The sequence below is a fragment of the Halopiger djelfimassiliensis genome, assembly GCF_000455365.1.
In the GTDB taxonomy this organism is placed as follows: domain Archaea; phylum Halobacteriota; class Halobacteria; order Halobacteriales; family Natrialbaceae; genus Halopiger_B; species Halopiger_B djelfimassiliensis.
Map to the genome: position 1 here is coordinate 476487 of NZ_HG315686.1, position 16134 is coordinate 492620.

Consider the following 16134-nt stretch of genomic DNA (forward strand, 5'->3'; position numbering starts at 1 on the left):
ACGGCTACCCATCCGAAATCGAATTGTACCGGTTAGCTGCCGTGACTGACGGCTAATCCGACGTTTCCGGGCCGCTACACGACGGCTGCTGTCGATCGGCCGATACCACCGCAACTGCGAGCAAGAGACCGAATCGAACCCCCGCTCGAGGCTGTAGTTTCCGGCTACGGACCCGTCAAGGCGGGGATAACAAAACCTCGTTACCGGCTGTATCAGCACGATTCCCTCGCGGGTATCGAGTAAGCAATGACACAACACGAACGACGCTACCGACGATTGCGAACTCGATCGCATACGACCGGGCCGCCCGCTCGCTCGAGAGTCGAAGTCGGCGGAGGTGGTCCCCAATGAGCGGGTACGAGTCCGGAACGGGGTGTACGATCGACGACGAAGCGACGGTCGGTTACGGCGAGTTCGACGAGCCGACCCGAATCGGCGACGACGCGACGATCAGAGCCGGGTCCATCGTCTACGGCGACGTGACGATCGGCGACGAGTTCGCGACCGGCCACGACGTCCTGATTCGCGAGTCGACGACCGTCGGGGACGACGTACTCGTCGGGACGAAGACGGTCATCGACGGGCAGACGACGATCGGTTCGCACGTCAGCCTGCAGACGAACGTCTACGTGCCGACCGAGACGACGATCGAGAGCAACGTCTTCATCGGCCCCGGTGCGGTCCTGACGAACGACGAGTATCCGATCCGGACCGACGACGGTCTCGATGGCCCGACAATCGAGACCGGCGCATCGGTCGGCGCGAACGCGACGCTGCTTCCGGGCGTCACCGTCGGCGAGAACGCCTTCGTCGCGGCGGGGGCCGTCGTCACCGACGACGTGCCCGCCGAGAGTCTCGCCGTTGGATCGCCAGCGACAACCCAGCCGCTCCCGGACCCCCTCGAGGGGCCGAACCAACTCGCATGACCGATCGGAAGACCTCCGCCCGGACCGAACGGACGGCCGGCTCGGAACGCGAGTCGGTCCCGATCGCCGATCCGGCCCTCAGTCGGGCGGCCATCGATCGCGTCGAGTCGGTCCTCACTGGAGGGTCGCTCGCGGACGGCCCGGAGGTCCGGGCCTTCGAGTGCGAGTTCGCGACCTACTGTACCACCGAGCACGCGGTTGCGACGTCGAACGGGACGACGGCGTTACACGCCGCGCTCGAGGCCCTTGGCGTCGAGGAGGGGGATGCAGTACTCACGTCGCCGTTCTCGTTTATCGCGAGCGCGAACGCGATCCGTCTCGCTGGCGGGACGCCCGTCTTCGCCGACATCGATCCCGATACCTATACGCTGGACCCCGACGCCGTCGAACGGGTCGTGACGGACCGCGACGACATCGTCGGTCTCTTGCCGGTTCACCTCTACGGGTTGCCCGCGCCGATGCCGGCCCTCTGTGAGATCGCGGCCGAACACGACCTGTTCGTGCTCGAGGACGCCTGTCAGGCACACGGAGCGATGATCGACCGGATCCGCGTCGGCGGGTTCGGCGACGCCGCCTGCTTCTCGTTTTATCCGACGAAGAACATGACGACCGGCGAAGGGGGGATGGTCACCACCGACCGCGACGACGTGGCCGCCGCCGTCGAACGATACGTCAACCACGGCAGGGGAGCCGACGACGCGGGCGGGTACGACCACGTCGAACTGGGACACAACTATCGGATGACGAGTCTCGCCGCCGCGATCGGTCGGGCGCAACTCGACCGGCTGCCGGAGCTCAACGACGCGCGGCGGGAAACAGCGGCCTACTACGACGACCGGCTCGCGACGGTCCCCGTCGAGACGCCGACGGAACCGGACGGCTACCGGCACGTCTACCACCAGTATACGATCCGAACCGACGACCGGGACGGACTCGAGGCGACGCTTGCGGACCGAAACATCGAGACGGCGATCTACTACGACACGCCGATCCACCGCCAGCCGGCCTACGAGACGATCAGCACCGCCGCGGCGTCGCTGCCGCGATCGGAGCAGGCAGCCGACGCGGTGCTGTCCCTGCCCGTCCATCCGACCCTCTCCGAGGACGATCGGCAGGCCGTCGTCGAAGCGATTCACGATCACTTCTCGCAGTCTGAGTCTTCATGACCACGGAACGAACTTCCACAGCGGCACGGACGGTACGGGTCGGCGTCATCGGGGCCGGGTCGATGGGTGAGAACCACGCGCGCGTCTACAGCGCGCTTCCGGATGCGGACCTCGTGGGGATCGCGGACCGCGATCGCGCCGTCGCGAGACGGGTCGCCGACGAGTACGGCACCGAGGCGGTCGACGTCGAGACGTTGCGAAAGCGCTGTGATGCCGTTACCGTCGCCGTCCCGACGTGTGCCCACTACGAAACCGTCTCGCGGTGTCTCGAGGCCGGCGTCGACGTTCTGGTCGAGAAACCGATCGCCGAGACGGTCGAGCAGGGCCGGGAGCTGGCGGCTCTGGCACGGGATTCCGGCGCGGTCTTGCAGGTCGGCCACATCGAGCGGTTCAATCCGGCGGTCCGGGCGGTCGCCGATCTGATCGAGGACCTCGACGTCATCGGGATCGAAGCGGAGCGACTCGGCCCGCCGGTCGACCGAACGGCCCCGGGGAACGTCGTCTTCGACCTGATGGTCCACGACGTCGACGTCATCGGTGCGTTACTCGGCGAGCACCCGTCATCGCTCACGGCGATGGGTGCCGGAGACGGTCGGTACGCGACCGCGACGATACAGTACGACGACGTGCTCGCGTCGCTGACCGCGAGCAGGGTAACCCAGAAGAAAGTCCGAAAGCTCACGGTGACCGCCCGGGAGTGTCTCGTCGAGGTCGACTACCTCGAACAGTCCGTGTTGATCCACCGCGATTCCTATCCCGAGTATCTCGTCGACGATGGGCAGCGACGGTACCGCCACGAGCGGGTCGTCGAGCGGCCGCGAGTCGACAACGGCGAACCGCTCCGCCACGAACTCGAATCGTTCGTCGAGACGGTCCGGTCCGGAACCGACCCCGAAGTCACCGCGGCGGACGGCGTCGCGGCCCTCGAGACCGTCCAGACGATCGATGCGTTGATCTCCGACGGGGACCCGGATCGGGAGCAGGAACTCGAGGGGGTGGGAGCGGGATGACCGACCGATCGGACGACCCGGACGAGGGAACGGATTCGGGGTCCGATCCGGCCGAATCGGTCGGACTCTACGACGCGAGCGTTCCCGAGAGCCGACAGCGGGAGCGACTGGTTGGGGGAGCGATACCCGTCGCCGTCTACGGACTCGGCAAGATGGGGCTTCCGCTGGCGGCGGTCTACGCCGAGACGACCGGCAACGTAATCGGCGTCGATGTCGACCCCGCGGTCGTCGAGACGGTCGACGCCGGCGAAAGCCACGTCGTCGGCGAACCGGGGCTCGACGAACTCGTCGCCGAACAGGTCGCGGCCGGTCGACTCTCGGCGACCACGGGCGGCCCCGCGGCCGCCGAAACAGCGAGGATCCACGTCGTCATCGTCCCGACGTTGCTCGACGAGGACGACGAACCGCGGCTGACGACGGTCGAGTCGGTGATCGACGACGTCGCGGCCGGCCTCTCGCCGGGTGATCTGGTCGTCGTCGAGTCGACCCTCCCGCCGGGAACCTGTCGTGACGTCCTCGAGCCGCATCTGGCGGCCGAGAGCGGGCTCGAGAGCGACGCGTTCGGGCTCGCGTTCTGTCCGGAACGGACGTCCTCGGGGACCGCGCTGCGGGACATCCGCGGCCAGTACCCGAAAGTCGTCGGCGGCATCGACGACGAGAGTACGCGGGCCGCCGCAGTCGTCTACGACGAACTCTCGAGCAACGACGTCCACGAGGTGTCGGACGCGACCACGGCGGAGGCAGTGAAGGTGTTCGAGGGGATCTACCGCGACGTCAACATCGCGCTGGCCAACGAACTGGCCCGGACCGCCGACGAACTCGGGATTTCGGTCCGCGAGGCGATCGGGACGGCCAACGACCTGCCGATGTGCCAGCTTCACGACCCCGGTCCGGGCGTCGGCGGCCACTGTATTCCGTACTACCCGCATTTCCTGCTGTCCCGGGTCGAGGAACCGCTGGAACTGACCCGGACCGCACGGCGGGTCAACGACGGGATGCCGTCGGTCGTCGTCGACCGACTCGAGCGGGAGCTGTCGGCAACCGGGGTTGCCGTCGCCGACGCGTCGGTGGCCGTGCTCGGGCTCACCTATCGTCCCGGCGTCGAGGAAACGCGGGCGTCGCCGGCGCTCGAGGTCATCGACGAACTCCAGGCCCGCGGCGCGGACGTCGCCGGCGTCGACCCGCTGGTCGATCCGGCCGACTACGGCGCGTGTCCCGTCGGGATCGATGCTCTCGGCGAGCGCTCGTTCGACGGGGCGGTGCTCGTAACGCCACACGACGCGTTCGAGCGGATCGACTGGCACGACCTCGAGCCGATGATCGTCGTCGACGGCCGGGATGCGGTCGATCTCTCGCGGACCGACCACCGGGAGTATACGCTCGGGGGAACTCAGCGCGGTCGGCCGCCGGGGCCGACGACCGACGACCATGACAGCGGAACCGATCCGATCGCGGGATCGTCGACCGACCGTCGCGACGATCCCGACGATCAGCACGACGAATCGTCGACTGTACCGCGTCACTCGACCGAAACGAGTACGAATGTACAAAGGTAAATCGATCGCAGTCGTCGTCACGGCGTACAACGAGGAAGGGTTCGTCGATCGCGTCATCGAATCGATTCCGGAGTACGTCGACCGGATCTACGCCGTCGACGACGCATCGCCGGACGGGAGTTGGGAGTCGATCCAGCGAGTTGCATCACGCATCAACGACACCGCTGAACCGGAACGGGCGGTGGCCGACGGCGGTGACGGCCGCCGGGTCGTTCCGATCCGCCACGAGCAAAACCGCGGCTACGGGGCGGCGGTCAAGACCGGCTACAAACGCGCCACCGAAGACGATATCGACGTCGTCGCCGTGATGAACGGCGACGGACAGATGGATCCCGCGATCCTCCATCGGATCATCGATCCCGTCGCTGCCGGCGACGCCGACTACGCGAAGGGGAACCGTCTCCTCCACCCGGACGACCGTGACGGCATGTCGACGTTCCGGCTCGTCGGAAACGCAATCCTCACCGGCCTCTCGAAGTTCGCTTCGGGCTACTGGACGATCGGCGATCCCCAGAACGGATACACCGCGATCTCACGCGACGCCATCGAGGAACTCGATTTCGAGCGGCTGACCGACAGGTACGGCTTCCTCAATCATCTGCTCACCCACCTCAACGTCAACGACTGCCGGGTCGCCGACGTCGCGATGTCCGCGGTCTACGGCGACGAGGAGAGCAGTATCCGATACGTTCCGTTCGTCCGGTTCGTCTCCATGCTGTTGCTTCGGAGCTTCTGCTGGCGACTCAAACGCCAGTACGTGGTCGAACGGTTCCATCCGGCCGTCGTCTTCTACGGGGCCGGCGCGTCGGGACTCGCCGGCGGAGCCGGCGGCTTCGTCGCCTCGCTTGCCCGACTCGCTCGCGGCAACGACGGGTTCACCGGCGCGCTCGTATCGTTTGTCACCGTCCTGCTCGGACTCGTCTCGATCGGGATCGCGATCTCGATGGACGCCGACGAGAACGACCACCTCGAGGTCACGAGATACGAGTACAGCGGTCAGCAGCCCCCGGCCGAGATCGAACGGCCGGCGGAACAGAACCAGGAGCGGGGACAACACCAGTCGCAGCGGCGGACTCGGACCCGCACTCAGTCGATCGAGTAGGTGACGATATCGTCGCCGTCACAGGCGGGACAGCGGGTCGTCTCGGCCGAAACGTTCGTGCCACAGTTTCGGCACTCGTGGATCACCGTCGTTGCGGCGGCGTCGGATTCGGACGCCCCCGTTTCGACGGGGGACTCGGTCGTCTGGTCCGAATCCGAGAGGAGTCCGGAGAGCAGGCTAGAAAGACTCATAGAACTGTGTGACCGGATCTTCTGTGGTATGGTGGATAAGTGTTTCGTGACTAATCGTCACTTACTGCGACCGGGACTGGGGCTGTAACGAACGCCGCGTCGACGAACTGAGTCGATCGATCGTCCCACCCGCTTCGGCCACATCGACCAGGAGTTCGGTCACGTTCACCAGTTCACCGACGTACGCCTGCCGTCGCCGTTCCCAGCGGGCGGCCGCGCCGTCGTCGCCGAGGAGTTCGAGCGCACGGTCGCAAACCCCGTCGTACTCGTCGTACTGTTCGGCGAGGCCGACGCGCTCGAGTTCGCGGAACTCGCCGTACGCGTGGTCGTCAGACCCGCGGTACCGTAGGGCGGGCGTGCCAAGCAGCGCGGCCTCGGTGACCATCGTTCCGGTGTCGGCGACCACGAGCGATGCCTCCGCCATCGCGTCGTGGATCAGTGCGGGATGGAGATCGTACGGCCGAGCGGGGAGTTCCCGGCAGTCCAGTTCGTCGCCTTCGTCGGAGACGAAAACCGTCCCCCGATCGCTCAGCCGCCGGATCAGATCCCGACGCTGTGACCGCGTGAACCCCTCGAGTCCGGCGTCGTGAAGTGCGTCGAGGGCGTTGAACCGGACGATCGCGTACGGCTCGTCGGGGTCGACGGCGAGGTAGTCCCGGACGGCCTCGTCCGGTTCGAACACGTCGGGATGGAGGTACGCACACTCTTTGAAGCCCTCGAAGGCGTAGTGGGCGTCGCCGAGGTCACGGCGGGTGACCGCCGGCGAGAGGATACAGTCAGCGAAGGGGCTAGAGACGACGTGGTTGAAGTCGCCGGGTTCGTCGTCGAGGACGAGGACGACCGGCGTGTGCGTGAGCGTACCCGCGAGTGCGGCGTAGGGGCCGCGACCGAAGACGACGTCCGGCCGAAACCGGACCGCCGCAGTCGCGATCCGCCCGAACTGTTCGGTCAGCTCGCGGGCGAACTGTCCGGTCGACGGCGCGGTCGTCCCGTGGGAGCCGTACCGTTCGAAGGGGAGACCGTAGAACTCGAGTAAGTCCGTCGTACAGGCGTACTCCCGGGTCAAAACGAGCACGTCGTGACCGGCGTCCTCGAGCCGGTCGACGGCGTGTCGGTACAGGTGTACGTGCGCAGGGGTGTTAGCGAAGACGAGAATCCGCATCGAGTCGGAATAGCCGACGGCGAGGCTTTGTAATAGTACACGTACAGACGAACGTCGCGCGGTCGCCGCGTCGGTGTCGCCCGCGACGGCGGTCCCCGGACTGGACAAAGGACCCGGCTAACAAAGCGTCGGCGGCCGGTGTGTCCGCCCAGCCGGAGATGCACGTGCTCACGCTGACGACGAACGCCGACGCGCCGTTTATGACCGAGCAGATGCGCGCGCTCGAGCGGCGCGGCGTCTCGTTTTCGACGCTGTCGGTGGCGGGCGAGATCGACGGGGCCAGTTCCCGGAGTCCGACCGCCTACCTCCGATACTTCCCGGAAGTCATCAGGGAGGCCGGCAACGGATACGACCTGATCCATGCACACTACGGACTGACTGGCCCGATGGCGCTGGCACAGGTGCGAAAGCCGGTCGTGCTTTCCCTGTGGGGATCGGACGTGTACGGTCCCGTCGAGCCGATCAGCCGCGCGTGTGTCCCGCTGTGTGACGAAGTCGTCGTCATGTCCGAGCGGATGCGGGAGACGATCGGCCGGGACTGTGCGGTGATCCCCGACGGCGTCGACCTCGAGAAGTTTCGGCCGGAACCGCGCGACCGCGCTCGCGAGCGGGTCGGCTGGGACGACGACGCGTTGCACGTGCTCTTTCCCTACCACCCGGACCGGGAGGTGAAGAACTACCCGCGCGCTCGACGCGTCGTCAACGCGGTCAACGGGTTGCTCGATCGCCCGGTTCGGCTCCGGACCGTCTACGACGTCGACCACGACGCGGTCCCCGATTACATGAACGCCGCGGACGCGCTCCTGTTGACCTCCCACAGCGAGGGGTCGCCTAACTCGGTCAAGGAGGCACTGGCCTGTAACCTGCCCGTCGTCGCCGTTGACGTCGGCGACGTTCGCGAACGGCTCGCGGGCGTCGAGCCGTCCCGCGTCGGAACCACCGACGAGGAACTGATCGACGGGCTCCGGGCGGTCCTCGAGCGCGGCGACCGGTCGAACGGCCGGGACGCCGCGGCCGAGGTCAGCGTCGACCGCACGGCAGCGCGGCTGCTCGAGGTCTACGAGCGGGCCGTCTGATCGGATCGGGAAGCCAACGACGGCCCGTTTCGCGGGGCTACCGATACGCCCGCCGGTACCACTCCATCGCCGCCGGCAGGTGCGTCTCGAGGGGGTCGTACTCGTAGCCGAGTTCCTCGTGGGCCTTTCGTGACGTGTAGAACAGTCGCTCGGTCGCGAGCCGGGCCATCCGTCGGTTGAACGGGAAGACGTGGACGCCGGCGACGGAGCCGGCGGCCTCGGCCACGGGGCCGGCGGCACGGATCGCCGTCGCCGGGACCCGGATGCGAGCGGGGGAGCCGCCGACTTCGTCGGCGATCCGCGAAACGGCGCGATCGTAGGTGAGGTTCTCGCCGCCGAGGATGTAGTGTTCGCCGCGACCGCCCGCCTCGGAGGCCGCGATCAGCCCGTCGACGACGTCGGAGACGCCGACGATGCTCAACCCGCCCGGGAGGTGTGCGGGCATCGTCGGCTCGAGGGCCATCGCCAGCAGCTGAGCGGTGAACGTCCCGTCGCCGGGACCGAAGACCGACGTGGGGTGGACCGTCACCGCGTCACCGTCCGTCGCGGCGTAGCGGTCGACGAGCCGCTCGGCCGCCGCCTTCGAGGTCTGGTAGGCCCCGATCGGCTCGGCGACGTCCGTCTCGTCGGCGAACTCGTCGCCGCCGGTCGGGCGTCGCGTCCCCGCCGTACTCGTAAACACCAGCCGGCCGGCGTCGCGGTCGCGACAGGCCTCGAGCAGGGCCGCCGTACCGTCGCGGTTGACCCGCTCGACCGTCCCCGGATCGGCGCTCCAGAGCCCGACGCCCGCGAGGTGGAAGACGGCGTCAGTGCCGTCGACGAGCGATCGAAGCGTCCCCCCGTCGAAGAGGTCGCCGACGTACCAGTCGATCGGTTCCTCCTCGAGGGGACCACGATCCGACGTCGGGCGGCTGAGGCCGCGTACGTCCCAGCCGTCCTCGAGCAGCCGTTGACAGAGGTGGGTGCCGAGAAACCCGGTCGCCCCGGTGACGGCCGCGGTTCGTGTCCCCGTCATCGCCGACCCTCGAGCTGTGGCGGCACGGCATCGCCGCCGAGCGCCGCGTAGAGTCGGTAGGCGGCCGATACGGCGGGGTGCGTTTCGTCCGACGGCGGTAGCTCGCCGGCTGGCAGCCGCGCTCTCATGGCCGCGAGGTCGAACCCGGCGTCGGTTCCGCTGCCCTCGACGGCGACCGCCGTCCCGTCGTCCGAAAGGGCGACCCTGAGCGCGTCGTCGTCCTCGGGCGATCGCTCGAGGAGCGCGGTGCCGACGGCGTCGACCGCGGCCGGCGGCCCCGCAAACAGGGTGTCGGCCGCGTACGGTCGGCCGCCGTAGGTCGTCGTGGCGTCCAGAACGGCGACCGTCGGCTCGACGGCACGCGTCGCGGCGACCGGTCCGATCGGTGACTCGTCGGGGCCGTCGACCAGCCTCGCGAGCGTGCGCATCCCGCCCGCGATCGGTCCATCGGCGGTCGGGCGCAGCGTCGGCACGACGACGACAGCACCCTCTCGCAGCCGCGTCGGAACGGAAACCGCGAGCGACTCGTCGCCGATTTCGACGACGGTATTGATCGCGTCGGCGGCCGCGCAATCGACGAGTGTCGCGTCGAACCGATCGAGCAGGTCGTCGTAGCCGAGGTAGGCGGCGGTCCGCTCGAGGTCGATGTACTCGTCGCTTGCGCCGGCGACGGCGACGTCGGCATCCGTCCGCTCCTCGAGTACGGCGACGGCCGCTCCGGTCACCGCGGGATCGGTCACCATCCCGGTCGATGGGTGAAACGGGTAGTGCACGTCGGGAACGATCGTGATCCGATCGGCCGCGAGCGACTCGAGACGAGGGGCAAGCAGGTCACGAACCGGCGATTCGAGGGCTGCCAGTCGCGCGTCGACGTCGGGTTCCCAGCCGTCGCGTCGATCGAGGTCGGCCGCCGGAACCGTGGTCGCTTCGACGGTGCGCATCGTCACCGCGTCACCTCCGCTTCGGGGACCGCGAGGTCGGCATCGTCACCGTCGGCTCGGTCCGCCAGTTCGTAGGCGGTCTCCGCCAGTTCGAGACAGCGCCTGCCGTCCTCGCCGTCGACCGGCGGCGTCTCGTCTTCACGGATCGCGTCACAGAAGGCCGCCAGCGCATCGTAGTGGGCCTGCAGGTAGAATGTCGGTCCGAAGACGTCCGGATCGCCGCCGGTGAGCCGACGCGCCACGTTCGACAGCGCCGACCGGGCCGCGCTCGCATAGAAGTTCGCTGGGAGGTGGTCCTCGTTACTGATCGTTCCGGTGATCCCCTCCAGTTGCAAGCGGGTGTTCACCTCGGGGAGTTGCTCCCACTGGTAGGAGCCACAGTGCAGCGTGATCGTCGTTCCCGTCTCGGGTGCCCGCAGGAGGACGGTCGCCGCGTCCTCGACGGGGAGCTCGAGCGTCCGCCCGATCGCCGCATCGCGAACCTCGAGGTCGCCGAACAGCCACTCGAGGAGGTCGAAACAGTGGATGCCGAGCTCGAGGAGCGAGCCGCCGCCGGCCGCGTCGGGATCGAGCGGCCACGACGGCGGCGCGTCCTCGACGGGCGGACGACCAAGCGGCCCGTCGTTGATGCGCGTGATCGAGGCGTACGGCACGTGCCCGACCCGGCCCTCGTCGTAGGCCGTCTTGACGCCAACCATGTCGGGCTGGTACCGCAGCGTGTGGTCGACGCCGACGGCGATCCCGCCCGCGGCGGCGGTCTCCAGCAACCGGTCGGCTTCGTCGGTCGAGCGGGCGAGCGGTTTCTCGACGAAGACGTCGACCCCGGCGTCGGCGGCCCGCTCGACGGCCGCCGCGTGCAGGCTGGGCGGAAGCGCGACGACCGCCGCGTCCAGCGACTCCGACTCGAGGAGGGTCGCGTAGTCGTCGTACGTTCGAGCCACGCCGGCCCGGTCGGCCCTGCGTCGGTTCTCCGGAGCCGCGTCGGCGACCGCGGGCACGTCGACGCCGGGCATCGAGAGTGCCGATTTCAGGTGCACCATGCCGATGTTTCCGACGCCCAGCACCCCAAGCGAGAGGGCGCTCGAATCGGTCCACCGACTGAGCGGTGACGAGATCATCTACACTGGGACGGGCCGCCAGCGGGCTTTGTTATCGGCGTCGTACAGTCTGTACCCTCAGAATAGCAGTTCGGACGGGTCAGTCGTCGCCGTTGCCCGCCGGTCCGCTGGCGGCCGCGACCGTTCCGCCGTCGACGCCCCGGGCGGCCGCGACCCGTCGTGCGACCTCGTCCATCGTCTCGACGGTGAGCCCGGTTTCGGCGCGACGCCGGTCGAGATAGGCGAGGATCGCACGCATTCGACGGTCGTCGCGCTCGTGAGTCAGGTTGTTCGGATGCAGCCACATGTGAAAGAGTCCGTCCGTCCGTGCCGCTTCGTCGATTCCTCGTCGGGCCTGAACCACCATCGGATCCTCCCAGATCGACTCGGCGACCGTCCGTGCCGGCCCTTCGAACCCGAAGAGGAACATCGATGCCGGAACGTTCACCAGCCCGTACTCGTCGACGACGGGCTCGACCAGCATCGATCGATCGCGGACCGCCGAATCGAACAGTCCGCGAACGCCGTCGCTCGTCGGCGATCGGCCCCGGTACGCGCTGATTCCGTAATCGACGAGGACGTCCCGGTGACCGACGTCGTTGCGCGGATAGACGAACGAATCGACCGTCTGACCCCAGTCAGAGGCGATCTCGAGGCTGCGCTCGAGTTCGGCGGTTGCGAGTTGGCGGTCCGTCTCCGGCCGGCCGAACAGGACGTGAGAAAACGAGTGGCTGGCGAACTCGTGGTCGACGTCCGACGACAGCAAGGCGTCGACGAGGTCCGGACCGAACCGCAGGTCCGGCCGGTGACGCCACTCGCCACGTTCGCGTTCGAACCATCCCGGCGGTGCCGGGTGCGTGGCGTGGTCGCCGTCACAGGACTCGAGCATGAGGTGGCCGACCACGGCCCAGGTCGCCGGCACGTCGTACTCCGAACAGAGTTCGAGCAGGACCGGCCACCCGCGACGACCGGATTCGACTCGCTCGATCGGCGGCGTCTCGAAGTCGTGAAATCCCCAGCCGAGTTCGGCGTCCACCGAGAGCACGACGCTACCCATACATCCCACCACGCGGTGCTTGCATACTCCTGTGGAGTTGCGTGGACGGTTTTGTTATTCAGGTCCTTTCCCCCGTCGACTCCCGTTTACCCGCGCGAACGCCTCGATAGGCGCTGAAAACGGACGATCCGGAGCCGCCGCGTCGGACGGGAAGCCCCGGCCGTGTCGGTGCGATCACAGGTCCGTCGACGGAGTGGTTTGCCGTCGAGACATCCGGTACGACGGGACGGTCCCGCGAAGCGACGGTAACGACACCGAACACCGTCGGCCGCCGCGCTTCCGAGCGTTAACGCGACCGAACGGGGACGACGGCGCGCCGGTCCGCCCCTGAACAGTCCCTATAACAAAGCAATCGTCCGGCTACCTCCTCGACAGCAGGCTTTTGGATCATGAGCGGATCTTCCCTTCCATCCGAGAGAGCGTTCGTACTCGGACTCGACGGTGTCCCGTGGCGACTCATCGAACAGTGGAGCGATGCGGGAGAACTCCCGCACTTTGCCCGACTGCGTGAGAACGGTGCGGCCGGAACGCTCGAGAGTACCTGTCCGCCGACGACGCCGCTTGCGTGGCCGTCGATCGCGACCGGGGTCTGGCCGGACAAACACGGAATCTACGGCTTCCAGAATCTCTCGCCGGAGTACACCCACGAGATGTACACGAGCCACGATATCGAACAGCCGGCGCTGTGGGACCAGCTTTCGCCGGCCCACGCCGGCAACGTCCCGATGACCTATCCGGCACGCGAGATCGACGGCACGATGGTGACCGGGATGATGACCCCCTCGACCGAACAAGCGTTTACGTCGCCGCCGGAACTGCGGCGCGAGATCGACGATCGCATCCCGGAGTACGAGATCAGCCTCGACTATCCCGACTACGCCGACCGTCTTGACGACTTCGAGGTCGCCGTCGACGAGATGCTCGCGAAACGCCGCGAACTCATGCGACTCCAGATGGAGCGGGCGGGTGCGGACTGGCGGCTGTTCTTTTTCGTCTACACCGCACCGGACCGGTTCCAGCACCTCATCTGGGATATGGATCGACTCCTGTCGCACTACCGGGCCCTCGACGACGTTCTCGGCGAGGTCATGGAGTACACGGCGACACATGACGCCGACCTCTATGTCGTCTCCGATCACGGGTTCGGCCCCCTCGAGAACCTGATCTACGTCAACTACATCCTCGAGCAGGAGGGATACCTCGTCAGACGCGACGACGAGGGGACACGAGGCGCGCTCGCGAGCCTCGGGATCTCACGCGAGCGTATCACCGACGCGCTCGAGCGGGTCGGCATCTCCGAGGAGTTGCTCGTGTCGACGCTCCCGCGAACGTTGCTCGACTCGGTGGCCGAACAGATCCCCGGGGATCACGCCCTCTACGACGTCGATTACGACAATACCGTCGCGTTCGTCCACGACGCGGGAAACTGTTATATCAACGATACCGAACGATTCGAACGCGGCGTCGTCGCCCCGAGCGACGTTCCGGACCTCAAAGCCGAACTCGTCGACGTTTTCGAGTCGGTCACCGACGAACAGGGCAGGCAGTTGCTCGAGGTGTACGACGGTGCCGAACTGTTCCCCACCGACGATCGGTCGCCGGACCTGATCGTCAACGGCCGTGACGGCTACGAGGTGCGCAACGCGATCACCGACGAACCGGTCGGCGATACCGGCACGTACGCGGCAAGCCACCGCAGCGAGGGAATCGTCCTCTGTCAGGGGCCGTCCATCGCGGCGGACGCGACGCTACGGGGTGCCCGCGTCGTCGACATCGCACCGACGCTGTTACACGGGATCGGCGAACCGGTACCGGCGAACGTCGACGGACGGGTCCTCTTCGACGCGTTCGACGACGATTCGCGGCCCTCTCAGACGAAAGTCGAACGGACCGACGTCTCGACGACGGATCACGGCGAGACGGTCGACGAGGACTTCACCGACGTCGAGGATCGGCTGAAGGGTCTCGGGTACATGGAGTAACCGCTTGTCCGGAACCGTTCCTGCGCAAGCACACGCACTACCTCATTGGCGACGGTACCGTCGGTATGGTCGAGGAAGACCTCGAACTCGAGCGGGACCTCGGCGAGGCGACGATCGTCTACGAGGACCCTCACGACGAGACCGTCAGCAAGACCGTGCCGAACGAGCACGTGGCCTACTTTCAGGACCACTGGATCATCAAGACCGACGAGGACGAACAGGGACACGACATCGTGAGACGGATTCCCGCCCGACGGGTCCACTACGTCGAGCGTTCCGTCGAACAGTTCGAAGAGGAAGTCCAGACGCTCGTCGATCAGGTCCAGTCGTTTGCGGCCGATCTGCGAACGAAGATTCCGGTCGGTGGCGACGATAGCGAGAGCAGCGACGTGCGTCCGATCGAGGTCCGGCCCGAAGAAGACGACGGCGGCGACCGACGCGAATCCTGATCGACGTCTCCGGACTCGAGCCGTCGACGAACCGCTTCCCTGCTACCGGCCGAACCGTCCCCGCTGCAGTCCCGACTTCACCGTTTTCCAGGCGGGGTATGCGGCGTTGTAGACGCGATTCGGTGCGTTTCTCGCGCCCGCACGGAGGAGTCGATGGGTCAACGGCGGCTCCGCCTCGGAGACGAGTTCGTCGAGATCGACCGTCCCGAGCCACTCGAAGAACGCCCGCTCTTCGGGGCCGTCCGGCTCCGTCTCCCGGACGCGATCGCGGATGTCCGCCCACATGTACCGCTCGTCCTGTCCCAGCACCCACTCGCCGCGCTCGAGGGACCGGCGGATCTCCCGGTAGGCCGACGGCGAGAACGGATAGCCGTGGGCCGTCGGCTCGAGTCCCGAAAGCCGAAGCCCGACGGCGGTCCGGTAACACTTCTCACACTCGCCGCAGTTACCGTCCATCCGTTCGTTACAGGTCTGGAGTTCGAGCGTGGGCGCTTCGCGCTCGACGTACTCGGCGATGACGTCGAGGCGTTCCTGTCGGGTGAGTTCGTAGGCGTCGTGGTGACACCGGGTGCCGGTCCACCGGACGTGCTCGTCGATATCGGGGCGTGATCCCCACTCGAGATCGATCCCCTCCCAGTGGGTCGCGGCGACGTACAGGTCGTCGATTCCCCGAACGTACGCCATCGGCGCGCACAACCCGAGCAGACCGAGGCCGTGACCCACGGAGCTGTACCAGGCACCGTCGACGTGTCGCTTGTAGTGAGCGAGCAACATCGCGTGATCGAGCGCCGAGAGGGCGTTTGTCTCGAGAAAGGCAGTCTCGAGGCCCCGTTCGCCGGCGAACGACGAAACGCGTCGGCGAAGATGATCCCAGTCCTCGTCGTCCGCCGGATCGGGCGTGATCGTCCAGCCCCGGATGCTCACGAGCGTCGGCGACGCCTCGCGGTGGCGGACGTAGGAACACGTCGAATCGACGCCGCCGGTAAACAGCAGCCCGCTCGCGCCGCGTTCGTCGCGTTCGGGGTCGATCGTTCGGGACGCGTACAACCGCCCGCCCTCGAGGAAGTCGTGTAGCGAACACAGCGACCTGCCGACGTCCTCGAGCGCGCGGGCGAAGGTCGCGTCGACTTCCTCGACGTACACGTCGGCCCCGTTCGCCCACGCGACGGGACAGACCTGTGCGAGGACCGGCACCGCAAGGAGACCGTCGGGGACGGACTCGATGGAACGATCGTAGTCGGTTCGGAACGGCTCGCCGGTGAAGAATCGGTCGAGGTCACGCGACGGGGACACCGCACACTCGAGCGTGGTCCCGTCGGCGGTGATCCGGTCGATTGTGATCGATGACATACCTGAGAGGGTCGGTCGGCGATCGCTCGCGGCGGGATCGCCGTCGGGCCGACC

Annotated in this window: 15 protein-coding genes; 8 read left to right on the top strand and 7 right to left on the bottom strand. The window is 67.4% G+C overall.

Annotated elements, in window-relative coordinates; all coding sequences use genetic code 11:
• Nucleotides 1-347: 347 nt before the first annotated feature.
• The 5 genes from TX80_RS13370 to TX80_RS13390 are packed head-to-tail and all read left to right on the top strand — an operon-like array spanning nt 348 to nt 5760.
• Nucleotides 348-926, top strand: a complete 579-nt coding sequence (locus TX80_RS13370) for an acyltransferase (protein ID WP_049923622.1) — start codon at nt 348-350, stop codon at nt 924-926.
• Nucleotides 923-2092: a DegT/DnrJ/EryC1/StrS family aminotransferase gene (locus tag TX80_RS13375; RefSeq protein WP_049923623.1), complete on the top strand. Its 1170-nt coding sequence runs from the start codon at nt 923-925 to the stop codon at nt 2090-2092. The genes TX80_RS13370 and TX80_RS13375 overlap by 4 nt, the downstream gene beginning before the upstream one ends.
• Nucleotides 2089-3102, top strand: coding sequence for a Gfo/Idh/MocA family protein (locus tag TX80_RS13380; protein WP_049923624.1), 1014 nt, complete (start codon nt 2089-2091; stop codon nt 3100-3102). Before TX80_RS13375 ends, TX80_RS13380 begins: the two co-directional genes overlap by 4 nt.
• Nucleotides 3099-4658 carry a nucleotide sugar dehydrogenase gene (locus TX80_RS13385; protein ID WP_049923625.1) on the top strand — a complete coding sequence of 520 codons (1560 nt, stop codon included), beginning with the start codon at nt 3099-3101 and terminating at the stop codon, nt 4656-4658. The genes TX80_RS13380 and TX80_RS13385 overlap by 4 nt, the downstream gene beginning before the upstream one ends.
• Nucleotides 4645-5760 carry a glycosyltransferase family 2 protein gene (locus tag TX80_RS13390; protein WP_049923626.1) on the top strand — a complete coding sequence of 372 codons (1116 nt, stop codon included), beginning with the start codon at nt 4645-4647 and terminating at the stop codon, nt 5758-5760. The genes TX80_RS13385 and TX80_RS13390 overlap by 14 nt, the downstream gene beginning before the upstream one ends.
• Here the strand turns inward: TX80_RS13390 and TX80_RS13395 are convergent.
• A complete protein-coding gene (locus TX80_RS13395; RefSeq protein WP_049923627.1) occupies nt 5745-5951 on the bottom strand; it encodes a hypothetical protein in 207 nt (68 codons plus the stop codon). The two genes, TX80_RS13390 and TX80_RS13395, sit on opposite strands and share 16 nt — an antisense overlap.
• Before the next feature lie 61 nt (nt 5952-6012).
• Nucleotides 6013-7113, bottom strand: a complete 1101-nt coding sequence (locus tag TX80_RS13400) for a DUF354 domain-containing protein (RefSeq protein ID WP_049923628.1) — start codon at nt 7111-7113, stop codon at nt 6013-6015.
• A 158-nt stretch (nt 7114-7271) separates the two neighbouring features.
• On the opposite strand from TX80_RS13400, the gene TX80_RS13405 reads away from it, so the two are divergent.
• Nucleotides 7272-8189, top strand: coding sequence for a glycosyltransferase (locus tag TX80_RS13405; protein WP_049923629.1), 918 nt, complete (start codon nt 7272-7274; stop codon nt 8187-8189).
• A 37-nt stretch (nt 8190-8226) separates the two neighbouring features.
• Here the strand turns inward: TX80_RS13405 and TX80_RS13410 are convergent, their stop codons facing one another.
• The 4 genes from TX80_RS13410 to TX80_RS13425 form a co-directional block, all read right to left on the bottom strand.
• Nucleotides 8227-9204 carry an NAD-dependent epimerase/dehydratase family protein gene (locus TX80_RS13410; protein WP_049923630.1) on the bottom strand — a complete coding sequence of 326 codons (978 nt, stop codon included), beginning with the start codon at nt 9202-9204 and terminating at the stop codon, nt 8227-8229.
• A complete protein-coding gene (locus TX80_RS13415) occupies nt 9201-10145 on the bottom strand; it encodes a DUF362 domain-containing protein (protein WP_049923631.1) in 945 nt (314 codons plus the stop codon). The genes TX80_RS13410 and TX80_RS13415 overlap by 4 nt, the downstream gene beginning before the upstream one ends.
• 2 nt (nt 10146-10147) lie before the next feature.
• A complete protein-coding gene (locus tag TX80_RS13420) occupies nt 10148-11263 on the bottom strand; it encodes a Gfo/Idh/MocA family protein (protein WP_049923632.1) in 1116 nt (371 codons plus the stop codon).
• A 79-nt stretch (nt 11264-11342) separates the two neighbouring features.
• Nucleotides 11343-12299: a polysaccharide deacetylase family protein gene (locus TX80_RS13425; protein WP_049923633.1), complete on the bottom strand. Its 957-nt coding sequence runs from the start codon at nt 12297-12299 to the stop codon at nt 11343-11345.
• Between the two features lie 389 nt (nt 12300-12688).
• Between TX80_RS13425 and TX80_RS13430 the strand changes: the two genes are divergently transcribed.
• A complete protein-coding gene (locus TX80_RS13430) occupies nt 12689-14281 on the top strand; it encodes an alkaline phosphatase family protein (protein ID WP_049923634.1) in 1593 nt (530 codons plus the stop codon).
• Nucleotides 14282-14346: 65 nt separating this feature from the next.
• Complete coding sequence (locus TX80_RS13435; protein ID WP_049923635.1) at nt 14347-14730, top strand: hypothetical protein; 384 nt, start codon at nt 14347-14349, stop codon at nt 14728-14730.
• 42 nt (nt 14731-14772) lie between these two features.
• On the opposite strand, the gene TX80_RS13440 is transcribed toward TX80_RS13435, so the two are convergent.
• Nucleotides 14773-16080 carry a hypothetical protein gene (locus tag TX80_RS13440; protein WP_049924085.1) on the bottom strand — a complete coding sequence of 436 codons (1308 nt, stop codon included), beginning with the start codon at nt 16078-16080 and terminating at the stop codon, nt 14773-14775.
• Nucleotides 16081-16134 lie beyond the last annotated feature (54 nt).

Bases quoted from the DNA above. Each gene is read 5' to 3' on its own strand.
- TX80_RS13390 (WP_049923626.1), top strand. From the start codon at position 4,645: ATGTACAAAGGTAAATCGATCGCAGTCGTCGTCACGGCGTACAACGAG.
- TX80_RS13375 (WP_049923623.1), top strand. From the start codon at position 923: ATGACCGATCGGAAGACCTCCGCCCGGACCGAACGGACGGCCGGCTCG.
- TX80_RS13415 (WP_049923631.1), bottom strand. From the start codon at position 10,145: ATGCGCACCGTCGAAGCGACCACGGTTCCGGCGGCCGACCTCGATCGA.
- TX80_RS13420 (WP_049923632.1), bottom strand. From the start codon at position 11,263: ATGATCTCGTCACCGCTCAGTCGGTGGACCGATTCGAGCGCCCTCTCG.
- TX80_RS13395 (WP_049923627.1), bottom strand. From the start codon at position 5,951: ATGAGTCTTTCTAGCCTGCTCTCCGGACTCCTCTCGGATTCGGACCAG.
- TX80_RS13425 (WP_049923633.1), bottom strand. From the start codon at position 12,299: ATGGGTAGCGTCGTGCTCTCGGTGGACGCCGAACTCGGCTGGGGATTT.
- TX80_RS13440 (WP_049924085.1), bottom strand. From the start codon at position 16,080: ATGTCATCGATCACAATCGACCGGATCACCGCCGACGGGACCACGCTC.
- TX80_RS13380 (WP_049923624.1), top strand. From the start codon at position 2,089: ATGACCACGGAACGAACTTCCACAGCGGCACGGACGGTACGGGTCGGC.
- TX80_RS13405 (WP_049923629.1), top strand. From the start codon at position 7,272: ATGCACGTGCTCACGCTGACGACGAACGCCGACGCGCCGTTTATGACC.
- TX80_RS13430 (WP_049923634.1), top strand. From the start codon at position 12,689: ATGAGCGGATCTTCCCTTCCATCCGAGAGAGCGTTCGTACTCGGACTC.
- TX80_RS13410 (WP_049923630.1), bottom strand. From the start codon at position 9,204: ATGACGGGGACACGAACCGCGGCCGTCACCGGGGCGACCGGGTTTCTC.
- TX80_RS13370 (WP_049923622.1), top strand. From the start codon at position 348: ATGAGCGGGTACGAGTCCGGAACGGGGTGTACGATCGACGACGAAGCG.
- TX80_RS13385 (WP_049923625.1), top strand. From the start codon at position 3,099: ATGACCGACCGATCGGACGACCCGGACGAGGGAACGGATTCGGGGTCC.
- TX80_RS13435 (WP_049923635.1), top strand. From the start codon at position 14,347: ATGGTCGAGGAAGACCTCGAACTCGAGCGGGACCTCGGCGAGGCGACG.
- TX80_RS13400 (WP_049923628.1), bottom strand. From the start codon at position 7,113: ATGCGGATTCTCGTCTTCGCTAACACCCCTGCGCACGTACACCTGTAC.